Origin of the sequence: Colwellia sp. MB02u-10 (assembly GCF_014077185.1) — a bacterium.
Lineage (GTDB): Bacteria > Pseudomonadota > Gammaproteobacteria > Enterobacterales > Alteromonadaceae > Cognaticolwellia.
In genome coordinates this window covers 49,374-63,016 of record NZ_JACGVK010000123.1, presented here as the reverse complement: position 1 = coordinate 63,016, position 13,643 = coordinate 49,374, and the positions used below count along the sequence as shown (strand labels likewise).

Below are 13,643 nucleotides of genomic sequence, written 5' to 3'. Positions count from 1 at the left end.
TCAGGTCAAGAAAGATTAACTAAAGTATAACGTCTCAAACTGTATTAATCTTGCTGTAATCTCTTGATCAATTCACCCAGAGATAATAAAACCTGTTTCTTTTTACCAAAGGCTTGTACTCAAATAAGTACATGAATATTGAGTCAATCAGTAATACATAATAACGAGTTACCTACTGCACGAAATAACAAGATAACAGCAGCATTTATGAAGCCCTGAAAAATATCCGTTGAGCATAAAAAGTGTTTTATGCTTGCCTTTTAACAGGCACAACGCATTTATTTAACCTAGACCTTAACTGAGACCTCAACCGAGACCAACAGGTGATTTTACAATAATCATCTGATTTTGCTTAGCGATGTTGCGCCATTTCACTTAAGTGCGGCGCATTTATAATCGTTACATTTCTCCGTTCCATTTTTACTGAGCCTTCTTGTTGTAACTGAGTCAATGTTCTGCTGACGGTTTCTGATGCTAGCCCTAGATAATTACCTATGTCATCACGAGACATACTTAATTCAAAATTCTTATCCGAACAACCAAGGGATTTGTAGTTATCAGCCATATCCATTAAAAATGCTGCTATCCGTGCTTTAGCTTTTTTCTTGTTTAACAAAGCAATATTACGACCCTGTTTACTCAAATTATCGGTGGCGAGCTTGATTAACCAACCCGGTACTAACTCAGCGAGTATGTTTTTAAACTGTTGTAATGGAATAGCACAAACAGCCGAGGTTTGTAAGGCAATAGCCGAAGAACCATATTGCTGTGTATCTAAACCATCAAGCCCAAGGATATCGCCTGGAATTAAAAAATTGAGAATTTGTTCATCACCATCATTATGGGTAACATAATTTTTAATTGCCCCTGATTTAATTATATAAAGTGCACTCAGCTCATCACCCGCATGATATAAGTGTTCATGAGTACTTAGTAAATATGAATTAACGGTTTTAATATAAGGCGTACTTCCTAATAACTGTGCGACAACGCAATTTTGATATCTAATACAACGTTCACATTTACTTGCTTCCGCGTATTTAAGGTGTTTCATGGCTTTCCCTAAGAGGTTTTTACGCTCATATATGTATTTCTCCCATTAATCATTATCCAAAGGAGAAAAATTAGTAATAAGGGAAAACCTGATATAAAGCTTATTAGTTAACTCTCAAGAAATATTGATGTCTTCTGATTTGCTTATACCTAAGTTAATGTATGTAAAAATAGCGATCGCTGACCTTATTTTCAATGACAATAAGTAGACAAACTTCAACATTAAGCAGCTTGAGATAAGCCTGTTAAGCATCACAAGCTAACGACGTTTTAAGCAGAAAATAAACTGTGTGAACAATAGCCTTAAATAGGATTAACAACCATCAGCCATATATTCAGATCCTATATAAGATAATCAACAAAGCCATTTATTACGCGTTGATGTCATCTAAAGATGAGGTAATTGTTTTAGCTGCCTGATTCGCCCAAGCTTGATAGGCTATTTTTGATGGGTGAAATCCATCCTTGGCGATGTACCTTGGTTCAATAGGTGCATCGATATCAAAGTTAGTACATTGGCTAAAATTTTTAACAACAACAGTGAGCCGGTTATTTAACTGCTTAGAACGCTGCCCCCACCACCAACGTAAAGGTAAAGGAAAGCTGGTAAATTCTTGCATGGGTGGTAAGTTTGATAGCAGTATTTTTTTTACTGAAAATTTTGATACTAGGATATTGAGCATCAAATTCATACTTTTTTCCCATCGATTTAAATGAGTGAAATGCGTTACGTCATTAACACCAATCGATACGAGTACCACATCAAACACTTGCGCTTGTTGATGTTGTAACATAACCAGTACATCTTCAGCCGTGGCCCCGGTCTTTGCAAGTAACTGCCAACTAACACTATAATAACAGCCAAGTAATGATGATAGCTGTCCGGCTAAAGCATCTTCTTGTCCATCGACCCCAACACCTAAGGCAGCTGAATCGCCAATGATGAGTAATTTCAGTTCATTACCCGCACCACATACACCTAAACGCTCCCCTGTTGGCTCTGGCAGTGATACTGTCATTTTATTGATAAAAATAGCTTGTGGTATCAATACCGGCATTAACAAAACGGTTGTTATTTGATGGAACATATTAATCACCCTCCCTGAGTTTATTTCCCTCTTTGTGTTTTTAGCTCTTTGTGTATTACTATCACTAAACGGGGAATTGAATGCTGTCACTGCCTATGCTGCTTGTGCTGCTAATAGATGATATTCACCATTTCATGATTAATACTGTGAGTAACAAACTTAGATGAAAGCGAGCAATCATGTCCTGGTTGCGGTAATCACTTTAAAAAAGCTTTAGCATCATAAGCGTCATCCAAGTCACTTCCATGGTGTTGATCAATCACCTTATACTCTAGCGCTTCAAGTTCTTGTAATTCTTGTCGAGTTGCATTTTCGTTGGCTTCTTTCTTGGTCAGTACCAATAAACGGTTATAATCACGTTTTTGCATAATCAGCTCTATTAATAAATAAAGATCACAGTCTGCGGCATCTACTCCAAGGATAAAATGATAAATATCAGCCGAGTTAACATATAAATGACGCAAGCCTGACTAACCTCAAAATGATTGAATTAGTCGCAACAATCACAATGAAAATAGCTTATTGATACGATAATAAAAATGTCAAAAAACCTTGTTCAAGGGACTAGCACAATAGGTATGCCGATAGAGTGAGCCAGTTTATTAGAGACACTGCCAACAATAATTTCAGAAAAACGCGAACGACCTCGTCGGCCAACAAAAAGCATATTGGCATGTTCCGTTTTGGTCTTATCATGTAAAACTTCAGCTGGGTCTCCCCTTAGCACTTCACTGTCTAAATGAACATTTGATTTCTTATATTGATCACACAAAGACGACAGCATGTTCAAGGCAATTTTTTTTTCATCTTCATTTTTTATCATAGGCACAATTCCACCATCAACAACAAATGGCTCTGATAGGATCGGGGTAATAACTTGCACCAACTTTACCTTAGCACCAGTTTTTTCAGCTAATAAAATAGCACGTTCTAGTGCTCTTTTTGCCCACTCACTGCCATCTATGCCAACAATATACATAGGTTTGTCCATACCATTCCCCTCATTTATTAAGACCTAATGCCAAGCCAATAATCAATAATAAAAAGCCAAAAATCAAAAATCGTTATCCTGAAGAACCACTCTATTATTAACTTGCCACTTATATTTTGCTTGTATGAGTGTGATTAAATCCAGTAGCGCGATAACAATCATCCCCATTAAAATTTTCACCTTGTTGATCTACCCTTTTTGGATAGCGCACTAAGGCTAACCTTTTTAATTGACTTTATATGGCTAGCATTTCAGTCGTATGCCGTTCTTAAAATATTCAATTAGGGGTTATCGCAATTTTCAGCACTCCATCACTTTGATTGGCAAATAGTTCATAAGCATCTTCTATCTGATCAAGCGAATAATGATGAGTAATTAAGGCTTTGAGATCAATTCGCTCAGATTCGATCACATTCATCAATCTACGCATCCGCTCTTTTCCGCCAGGACATAAAGAGGTAATTATTTTATTGTCGCCTAGTCCGGCATGAAAAGCATCGAGGGGGATAATTAAATCCTCAGAATACACGCCAAGGCTAGATAATGTGCCTCCAGGCTTGAGTGCTCTTAGGCAGTTTTCAAAGGTTGACTGTAGCCCTAATGCCTCAATGGCCACGTCAACACCGCGCCCTTGGGTAATGCGCATAATCTCTTTCACGGGTTCAGTTTTTCGATAATCAATGACAAAATTTGCTCCTAATTGTCTGGCCATTTCCATTCGCCGTGGTACTGTTTCTATTGCAATTATGGTGGTTGCACCGCGCAACTTAGCCCCTGCGGTAGCACATAAACCAATCGGCCCTTGGGCGAATATAGCCACACTATCACCAATTTTTATGTTGCCTGATTCAGCGCCAGCAAAACCGGTAGACATAATATCTGGGCACATAAGCACTTGCTCGTCGGTAAGATTATCAGGTACTAGCGCGAGATTTGCCATCGCATCTGGAACCAATAAAAATTCAGCTTGAGCACCGTCAATGGTATTGCCAAAACGCCAGCCACCAAGTGCTTTTAGGCCATGTCTACAGCTGCCACCATCTTGCGAATGAAGTCCATCAAGGCAAGCGTGTGAATAGCCACTAGGGCAAATTGCACCCGCAATAACACGCTGACCTTCTTGATAACCAGCAACATTAGCGCCTAACTTCTCTATTATCCCGACCGGCTCATGCCCTATTGTCAGGCCTCTGGCGACTGGATATTCTCCCTTCAATATATGAACGTCTGTGCCACATATTGTTGTTGTAGTTACCCTTATTAACGCATCATTAGGCCCAACATTGGGTATAGGTTTGTCATCAAGAACGATTCGACCAGGCTCAACAAAAATAGCCGCTTTCATCATCTCAGCCACAGTAATTTACTCCAAAAATTAGTCTTGAATATAAAGGCTATCATGGCTGCTGTGGGTGAGAACTGATATTTATCAGTTCGACAATAAGTGTAAGCGCGTATTCTTTAGCTGGTAATTCAGATATTGATTCAGATGATGAATGTTTAGTGCATTCAAAAATCAGCATAGCTATTGGAGGGATAAGGATGTCAAACAGTTATCATACTGAACAGGTACAAACAGTCTTCGAATTACTCGAGGCAACACCGAGTGGACTATCAAAAGATGAGGTAAATAAAAGACTGACAAAATATGGACCGAACACCTTACCGGAATCAAAGGGTCGTGGTTTATTAGTGCGTTTTTTATACCAAATTCATAATATTCTCATTTATGTCTTACTAGTAGCGAGTGCTGTTACCGCAATCTTGGGTCATTGGATAGATGCCAGTGTGATCCTAGCTGTTGTTTTGATTAATGCCATGATTGGCTTCGTGCAAGAGGGTAAGGCCGAAAATGCTTTGAAGGCTATTCGGAAGATGCTTTCTCCAAATGCCATGGCATTACGTGATGGAAAAAAAATAAGTGTTGCTGCACAGGTTTTAGTACCTGGTGATATCGTCATGTTGCAGTCGGGCGATAAGGTCCCCGCAGATCTACGACTATTTTATGTTAAAGGGCTTCAAGTACAGGAGGCAGCACTAACAGGAGAGTCGATAGCAGTAGAAAAAATCACAAGTCCTGTTGCACAAGAGTCCATGATAGCTGACCGTCGATGTTTAGCTTACTCAGGCACTCTCGTGACTCATGGCCAGGGCAGCGGCGTGGTTATTGCAACAGGTGCACAAACTGAGATTGGTCACATTAGTAAACTCGTATCACAAGTAGACTCACTAACAACACCATTATTACGTCAGATAGCCCAGTTTGGACGCTGGCTTACACTCGCCATTTTAGCGATTGCCATGTTTACATTTATTTTTGGTTCACTAGTAAGAAATTATACACTCTCTGAAATGTTTCTTACCGCTGTTAGCCTTGCTGTAGCGGCAATTCCAGAAGGTTTACCTGCCATTATGACAATCACCCTGGCGATTGGTGTACAGCGTATGTCAAAACGAAATGCCATTATTCGTAGATTACCTGCTGTGGAAACTTTAGGGGCCGTGAACGTCATTTGTACTGACAAAACAGGTACGCTGACGCGCAATGAAATGACGGTTCGAATGATTGCCACGACTAGTAGTTTATTTGAACTGAGTGGCACCGGCTACGATCCTCATGGCTCAATAATGTTATCAGGTATGAATGTGTTTCCTGAAGAGAAGTCACTTCTATTAGAGGCTATCAGGGCTGCGGTGCTATGCAATGATGCATCACTAGAACTAAAAGAGGGAGAATGGCTAGTGCATGGTGATCCCATGGAGGGGGCTTTATTAGTATCAGGTATCAAGGCTGGATTAGACCTTGAGGCAGAGACTAAGCTATATCCCCGCACAGATCTGATTCCTTTTGAATCCGAACATCGCTTTATGGCGACACTTCACCATCAACACACAGGTGATGCCTTTGTTTTCCTAAAGGGTGCCCCCGAGCGTATTTTACAGATGTGTAGGTATCAGAAAACAGCACAAGGTGTTCAGACCTTAGACAGTGATTACTGGTTAAGCCGTATAAATGAAATGGCTCATCAAGGCCAGCGCGTATTGGCTATTGCCGTTAAGCCAGTCAATAATAAGCAGCTGGAATTAAAGTTTAGTGACGTGGATAACGGTCTCATATTGTTAGGCATGTTTGGCTTGATTGACCCGCCTCGTGAAGAAGCTATAGAGGCGATAAAAGTCTGCCATGCAGCGGGTATTCGGGTAAAAATGATTACAGGTGACCATGGTGTTACAGCCCGCGCTATCGCCCAGCAACTCAACCTGATTAATGTCGACGATGTACTGACCGGACAGGAACTGGACCTCATGAGTGAAGATGAATTACGCCAGCGCATCCAAGACATTGATGTCTACGCACGTGTCAATCCGGAGCATAAGTTACTTTTAGTTAGGCTGTTGCAAGAGCTAGGGCTAATTGTTGCCATGACCGGAGATGGCGTGAATGATGCCCCTGCCCTGAAACGTGCTGATGTCGGCACAGCTATGGGTCATAAAGGTACAGAAGCGGCCAAAGAGGCCGCTGAAATGGTATTACTTGACGATAATTTTGCTTCTATCATTCATGCGGTAGAAGAAGGACGCACCGTTTATGACAATATCAAAAAATCGATTCTTTTTATTCTGCCCACCGGTGGTGGCGAAGCACTGATCATTTTGGCGGCAATTTTATTTGGTTTTCATCAGTTACCGTTAACGCCAGTACAAATTCTCTGGGTCAATATGGTGACCGCCGTTACTCTGGCATTGTCATTATCATTTGAGCCGCCCGAAAAAAATGTCATGAAACGCCCACCACGTAATTCTAAGGAACCTATGCTGACGCCCCACTTAATTTGGCGTATCAGTTTTGTTGCTGTTATTTTGATGAGTGGAACAATCGGCCTTTATATTTGGGAAATTAAACAAGGTATGAGCATTGAACATGCACGCACAGTAGCGGTGAATACCTTGGTTATGTTTGAGATATTTTATTTATTTAACTCCCGCTATTTGAAAAACAGTGTCTTTAATTGGGCCGGACTAACGGGTAATCGTTATGTATTAATCGCTATTGTTATACTGATTTTTTTACAGTTAGGTTTCACCTACCTAATACCCATGCAGTCTTTATTTGGCACAACAGACATTGACTTAACTGTATGGCTACGTATTTTTCTCGTTTCTTCTTCGGTATTGTTTTTAGTCGAGGGGGAAAAATATTTTAGGCGACGTGCAGAACGAATGACATCATGAGTCGTATAACCACGGTCTAATTTTACCGACGGTTAATCGTTATATTAGTTGGAGGATAATGATAGGCGAGGGTTTAAAAAATTGTTTGGTTAGCTGTTTATATTGTTGGAGCAATGAATAGCACATCAGCTTTAGTTGCTTTAGATCAGAAATTTAAACCAAAATCAACTAATGAGTATTTGGCTTACTGCTCAGTAATTTTTTTAAAACCCTATTCATTATTTATCCCTAAGTTGTTTAACAAGGTCTGGGAAGATAACTTTCCATGTTTCATAATATATATTCAGTTCTTCGCTATCGACACCATCAACGCCAATCAATTGATTTAGTTTATCCATGAATGCCATACGTAAATTAGGATCCTTTTTTAGGTACATATCAACCGTTAATAAATCAGATTGTAAATCACTTTTAAGGTTTTTCACATAGTGATAAAGCACCATAATTTGTTGTTCTGACAGCTGAAACTCCTTGGCCATAATAAGTTTAAATTCTTGCTTTTCATTATTATCATCCAAACCGTCAGCACTAACCACATGATAGAGCAAAGCAGCCAATGCGATATGAAGGTTCAGTGAGTTTGGATGCTCAAATAATTGGCTTTCTTGATCTCTGGCTTCAAACCAGTGTTTAAATGATTCAAACATACTTACCTCCTATGTTGATACTTGTGCAGAGCAGAGCATGGTGCTGACATTGAAATTAGATAGTCTGAGATTCAAACAAAAACCACTGAACTGCTAATGGCAACACAGCCTTTTTTTATCCAAAGCAGAACCATAACCGCATCTTCGCCATGGCTATTAATAAGATTAGGCAGTTTTTCAATCAAGCCTATATCAGCACTATTAAATTCATAATACTGCGTATTTTTGGCATAGGGTTCTGCAATTAATACCACTTTATTGGTATCATAAGGGTGTTTACCCAAAGCACCAGAAAAAGCCACATGCTCATTTTTAAATGCCGTAATATTAAAATCGAGATGATATTTAACTAATTCAGTACCTTGGGCTGCAATAATAAAATATGACATAACCGACCTTATTTAGCTGGGAACTTAGACCTGAACTTAGACCTGAGCTTAGACCTGAACTTAGGACCTGAGTTTAACTGTGAGCGATGCAATTATTTTAAGTTAATATTAACTCTGATTGCGCCGATAAATAATGTGATAAACAAAGGCAACAAAAACACTCCCCCCCACAAGATTACCCATAATTACCGGTACTAAATTACTAAAAAACCCAGACCAAGTTATCGCAGCAACAGCCAAGTCGGTGTTACCAAAAGTCTGCGCTAACATCGCCAAAGGAATGATGTACATATTAGCAATGCAATGTTCGAACCCTGCGGCAACAAAAGCTGAAATAGGAAAAACAATAGCCATTACTTTATCTGTAACGCTTCGTCCCGCAAAGGCCATCCAAACCGCCATACACACCAAGACATTACATAAAACGCCTTTAAAAAAAGCACTCCAAAAAGGCAAGTTACTTTTAATAAGGGCTATTTTGATATATTGCTCAGCAATAGCACCCTGGTTCATGTCAATATGACCCGACAGAAAAACTAATACGGCAAGACCTGCTGCCCCAATAAAATTAGCAAAACAAACAACAAGCCAGTTTTTTAAGATCTGGGCTGTCGATATCTTACCTTCGGCCCACGCCATCGCTAATAGGTTATTACCGGTAAATAATTCCGCGCCAGCAACAATGACTAAAATTAAACCCAGAGAAAATGCTACCCCTCCTAACACTTGGCTAATAGCAAAACCCAGGCTGGCATCTGACTTTATCAAAACAAAATAAAGTGCGCCTAAGCCAATAAATGCCCCCGCAAGCATACCCAGCATCAATAACGATAAAAATGGCAAACCTACTTTAGCAACACCTACATCATTAACACGCTGGGCAATTTCTTTTGGTGAAAAGGCATCAGAACCAAATATCTCAGACATATCAACAAGCCTTGTGCGATCAAATATTAATAATTTCAAACCTAAGAATAAACCTTAGCTGTTCATAAAATATACTTATCACAGTGTTGGCTGATTTATATCAGGCAAAGCAAACTTTTGCCGATAAGCAGGCATTTTTTAGACTCTATACTCAATGTAAATGTTGGCTTTGCCGGTGAATTTCAATCAAACTTTAATCAAACTTTAATCAAACTTTAATCAAAGTAACGGGGGGATTAGACGTGGCTAATAAACTCATAAATACTATTTGTCCCTTTTGTGGCGTAGGTTGTGGTATAGCCTTATCTGTAGATGAAAAAGGTAAACTTCTCGGCGTTGAGCCACAACCTTCACACCCTATTAGTCAAGGGAAACTCTGTGAGAAGGGCTGGAGTACCGCGTATGCCATCACGGATAAAAACCGCTTAACACAACCGCTAAAACGTATTAATCATCAATTTTTTCCCATTAGTTGGCAAGAAGCCCTTGTCAGCATTGCTGAAGAATTAAAGCAGATTATTGAATATAGTGGTACTGACAGTGTTGGTGTTATTAGCAGCGCTCGAGCAACTAATGAAGATAACTACGCCGCGCAAAAATTCGCTCGGGCGGTATTAAAAACAAACAATATCGACCATTGTGCCCGTATTTGCCATAGCCCAACTGTTGCCGGACTAAAGCAGTCTTTAGGCTCTGGCGCAATGACCAATAGTGCCAAAGATATTTTCGACACTGATTTGATTATGGTCTTTGGCGCCGACCCGACAGAAAACCACAGTATTTTAGGTGGGCATATTATGCAAGCACAGCTCAATGGCTGTAAATTAATCGTCATAGATCCAAGAAAAATACGCCTGGCTAAACTGGCGCCTCTCCATTTACAGCTCAAGTTAGGCAGTAATATTGCGCTGATCAATGCAATGCTACATGTCATCATCAAAGAGAAATGGTATGACAAAGATTTTATTCATCAACGTTGCGAAGGTTTTGAGCACCTAGCTAAACACGTTGAAAATATTACGCCAATATCAGTTGAAGCAATAACAGGCCTTAAAGCTGCAGATATTTACCAAGCCGCAAAGCAATATAGTCAAGCGAAACGGGCAATGATTTTCTATGGCATGGGCATCACCCAATACATGAGCGGCACCAATAATGTTATTTCTTTGGCTAATTTAGCGTTAATCTGTGGCCATATTGGCAAGCCGGGTACTGGGGTCAATCCACTTAGAGGACAAAATAATGTTCAAGGTGCTTGTGACATGGGCTGCTTACCTAATGTTTATCCAGGCTATCAAAATGTTGATGATGAAAAAGCGCATGAAAAGTTTAGTAACGCTTGGCATACAGAGCTAGCAAAGGCCCCAGGATTAACCTCATTAGGTATGACCAAAGGCGCTTTATCGGGAGAGTTTCGCGCACTTATACTGTTTGGAGAAGACCCCGTAGTGACCGACCCAGATCAAAATCATGTTAAAGCATCACTCAAAAATTTAGACTTATTGGTTGTTGCTGAGCTCACCTTAACCGAAACAGCGAAGCTCGCCGACTTTGTTTTACCCGCGGCTTCTTTTGCTGAAAAAGAAGGTACCTTTACTAATTGTGAACGCCGAGTACAGAAATTAAACCAAGTTATCGCGCCTGTTGGGCAAGCAAAAGGTGATTGGCAATGGCTACAAGCGTTGGCAAAACAAATGGGCTCTGAGCAACTAAACTGGTCAAATTCACAAGACGTATTTAATGAAATGACCTCCCTAACTCCGCCATATCAAGCGATGAATTATCAAAAACTTGAGGATAATTACGGCTTACAGTGGCCCTGCACTGATGACAGCCCCAAGGGTACCGCCATTTTACACAGCACGAGTTTTCCTATTGGCAAAGCAAAATTAATTGCAGTAAACCATAGTGATATCGATGAAATTCCTGATGAAAACTTTCCATTGCAACTGACCACCAATCGGCTACATTTTCATTATGGTTGTGGCTCAATGACCCGAAACTCGCCTTTGTTAGAAAGAGAAATACCTGCTGGTATTTTATTTATAAATCCCATTGATGCCAACAACCTTAATATCAGCCATCAAGGCGCTGTCAGCGTTAAATCACGTCGAGGTTATTTAGAGACCCGAGCGATAATCACTAATGACGTGCCTGTTGGACTGGTCAGCATGCCTTATCATTTTAAAGAAGCGCCATCGAACCAACTCACCAATACCGCGCAAGATCCAATCACTAAAATGCCTGAGTTAAAAGCCTGTGCGGTCATGGTTGCAGCATTAGCGAATGGGCAAATACCAAAAACAATCGAGCAATTGCAGCAGGAGCCAAAACATGAAAATTTATTTACTTGATGACTTGCAGCATGTGCAAGCACATTTAGCTCAGGATTATCAATTTCATCAGGTGGTAACAAATAATAATGGTCAATATCATTGGCAACAACTCGCCAGTGACGAAACTCAACCTCTAGTGCATGACAAACCACAAAGCTCAGCCAAAGGCTTCTTTTTTGCCGAACAAGAAAGTGTACTGGTTTTTAATGGTGAATATTTTCAAGAAACCTTACCTACACCTAAGCCTTTTGTTTTATTTGGCGTACAAAGCTGTGATTTAACGGCTATTCATTATCAAGATAAATTTTTTAAAGACGATCGCTATTATCAGGCAAGGCGCCAGCAAGGCTTATTGGTAGGACTTGATTGCATTAATCCTTGCGAGCATGGTTTTTGTCCAACGGTGAATGCAGGGCCTGGTGTAAGAGAAGAGCACGCAGATATTGTTTTACACCCGCTAGGTCATAAATGGCTAGTCATTGAACAAACGAGTAAAGCTGCAGAAGCATTACAAGCATTAGCACTGATAGAAACACACTGGCATTATTTGACCCAAAGAGACTTAACATTACATCAATGTGAACAAAAGTTTCCTGACGATAAATACATCACTGATGGTATAAAAAAGTTAAATTCAGGAACAATAACTGATGAGTTTTGGCAAACGTTAGCCATACAATGCCTGGGTTGTTCTGGTTGCACCACGCTCTGCCCAACCTGTTCTTGTTATGGCACCCGAGCGATAAAACAAGACAACAATGCGTTTAGTCAGCAGCGTTTTTGGGACTCTTGTCTTTATGAAGGTTTTCAACGAGAGGCAAGCTTTAATAATCCCTCGGCAGAAGCAGGCACAAGAGTAGAGCGTTTTTGGCAGCATAAGTTTGCTGATGAATTTTTCACCGAATTTTCTCGCCATGGCTGTGTAGGCTGTGGTCGTTGTGAACAAGCCTGTCCGGGTGTTATTGGTGTACATTCAGTGATGAAGCGCATCACTAAAGAAGGTGGTCAAAAAAATGGCCCTAAGGAGACTCATGCTTAGTCATATTCCTGATTGTATTGAGTTAGTGGATTACATTGATGATGGTGAGCAGGCACGTCATTATTTGTTTCGGCTTTTAAATTTAGCACAAAGTAAAAATAAAAATCATCCACATGATTGGCAACGAGTACAACCAGGACAGTTTTTTATGCTCAATGTCCCTAGCATAGGTGAAGCCCCCTTCACCTTTACCGAACCACCCAATGAACGAGGTGAGTTTAAAGCTTTTATTCGACAAATGGGGCAAGTCACCTCAACTTTATTCTCTATGCAACGCGGTGCTATTCTTGGTGCGCGTGGCCCTTTTGGCCGTGGCTGGCCGTTGGATAAAATTGTTAATCATAATACGCTCATTATTGCCGGTGGCTGCGGATTAGCCCCTTTAGTGACTTTAATTGACAAATTAACTAACAACTCACCTGACAAACCAACTGATAAACTAGCTGAAAAAGCCAAAAATAAACAGCAACTCATCTTAGTCTATGGTGCTCGTAATAAAGCCGCGCAGATGTTAACCCCAGAACGTGCGCGTTGGCAAAAGCAGATCAAGATATATAATACTCTTGATGCCATTGATGAACATCCTAGTGCTAATGCCAATGACAATACCCGTGCTAATACCAGTGTTAATACTAATGATGAATTATGGCCAACTACTGTTCAAGGTAGCCCTTTAATGATATTACCCAAAGCGCTGAGCACTTTTACTCGCCCACCCACAACGGCGCTGCTTTGCGGCCCAGAGCTGATGATGAGTAGTGTCGCCACTTATTTGACTGAGCATGGCATGGCAAGTGATGCTATTTTCCTTGCGCTTGAACGACGCATGCATTGCGCCGTTGGTTTATGTGGCCATTGTTACATCAAGCATCAATATGTTTGTAAAAGTGGCCCTACCTTTAGCTGGCAAGCTTTACAGCAACTCAAAACACATTAATCA

12 protein-coding genes are annotated in these 13,643 nt (G+C 40.4%); 4 read left to right on the top strand and 8 right to left on the bottom strand.

The annotated features are described in order from the left end of the window. Nucleotides 1-352 precede the first annotated feature (352 nt). From H4J59_RS12230 to H4J59_RS12210, 5 genes are all read right to left on the bottom strand, one after another. Nucleotides 353-1,054 (bottom strand): cyclic nucleotide-binding domain-containing protein, encoded by a 702-nt coding sequence (locus tag H4J59_RS12230; RefSeq protein ID WP_182239747.1) that lies wholly within the window; start codon nt 1,052-1,054, stop codon nt 353-355. A gap of 370 nt (nt 1,055-1,424) precedes the next feature. Continuing rightward, nucleotides 1,425-2,141 (bottom strand): SGNH/GDSL hydrolase family protein, encoded by a 717-nt coding sequence (locus tag H4J59_RS12225; RefSeq protein WP_182239745.1) that lies wholly within the window; start codon nt 2,139-2,141, stop codon nt 1,425-1,427. Nucleotides 2,142-2,338: 197 nt separating this feature from the next. Next, complete coding sequence (locus H4J59_RS12220; protein WP_182239743.1) at nt 2,339-2,509, bottom strand: hypothetical protein; 171 nt, start codon at nt 2,507-2,509, stop codon at nt 2,339-2,341. Nucleotides 2,510-2,697: 188 nt separating this feature from the next. Next, nucleotides 2,698-3,132 (bottom strand): universal stress protein, encoded by a 435-nt coding sequence (locus H4J59_RS12215; RefSeq protein WP_182198793.1) that lies wholly within the window; start codon nt 3,130-3,132, stop codon nt 2,698-2,700. Between the two features lie 277 nt (nt 3,133-3,409). After that, the gene (locus H4J59_RS12210; protein WP_182239810.1) at nt 3,410-4,480 is read right to left on the bottom strand and encodes an NAD(P)-dependent alcohol dehydrogenase; all 1,071 of its coding nucleotides are present in this window, start codon (nt 4,478-4,480) and stop codon (nt 3,410-3,412) included. A 194-nt stretch (nt 4,481-4,674) separates the two neighbouring features. Here H4J59_RS12210 and H4J59_RS12205 point away from each other — a divergent pair, with 194 nt between their 5' ends. Continuing rightward, a complete protein-coding gene (locus H4J59_RS12205; RefSeq protein WP_182239741.1) occupies nt 4,675-7,365 on the top strand; it encodes a cation-transporting P-type ATPase in 2,691 nt (896 codons plus the stop codon). A 218-nt stretch (nt 7,366-7,583) separates the two neighbouring features. Here the strand turns inward: H4J59_RS12205 and H4J59_RS12200 are convergent, their stop codons facing one another. From H4J59_RS12200 to H4J59_RS12190, 3 genes are all read right to left on the bottom strand, one after another. Further along, on the bottom strand, nt 7,584-8,012 hold the full coding sequence (locus tag H4J59_RS12200) for a TerB family tellurite resistance protein (RefSeq protein ID WP_182239739.1): 429 nt from the start codon (nt 8,010-8,012) through the stop codon (nt 7,584-7,586). A gap of 71 nt (nt 8,013-8,083) precedes the next feature. Next, the gene (locus H4J59_RS12195; RefSeq protein ID WP_182198790.1) at nt 8,084-8,401 is read right to left on the bottom strand and encodes a hypothetical protein; all 318 of its coding nucleotides are present in this window, start codon (nt 8,399-8,401) and stop codon (nt 8,084-8,086) included. Between the two features lie 108 nt (nt 8,402-8,509). Further along, nucleotides 8,510-9,328 (bottom strand): formate/nitrite transporter family protein, encoded by an 819-nt coding sequence (locus tag H4J59_RS12190; RefSeq protein WP_182136947.1) that lies wholly within the window; start codon nt 9,326-9,328, stop codon nt 8,510-8,512. A gap of 242 nt (nt 9,329-9,570) precedes the next feature. Here H4J59_RS12190 and fdhF point away from each other — a divergent pair, with 242 nt between their 5' ends. From fdhF to H4J59_RS12175, 3 genes are read left to right on the top strand one after another with little or no spacing between them, the layout of a single operon-like run. After that, nucleotides 9,571-11,682, top strand: coding sequence for a formate dehydrogenase subunit alpha (gene fdhF / locus H4J59_RS12185; protein WP_182239737.1), 2,112 nt, complete (start codon nt 9,571-9,573; stop codon nt 11,680-11,682). Further along, a complete protein-coding gene (locus H4J59_RS12180; protein WP_182239735.1) occupies nt 11,663-12,703 on the top strand; it encodes a 4Fe-4S dicluster domain-containing protein in 1,041 nt (346 codons plus the stop codon). Before fdhF ends, H4J59_RS12180 begins: the two co-directional genes overlap by 20 nt. Next, nucleotides 12,696-13,640: an oxidoreductase gene (locus tag H4J59_RS12175; protein WP_182239733.1), complete on the top strand. Its 945-nt coding sequence runs from the start codon at nt 12,696-12,698 to the stop codon at nt 13,638-13,640. The genes H4J59_RS12180 and H4J59_RS12175 overlap by 8 nt, the downstream gene beginning before the upstream one ends. Nucleotides 13,641-13,643: the final 3 nt, after the last annotated feature.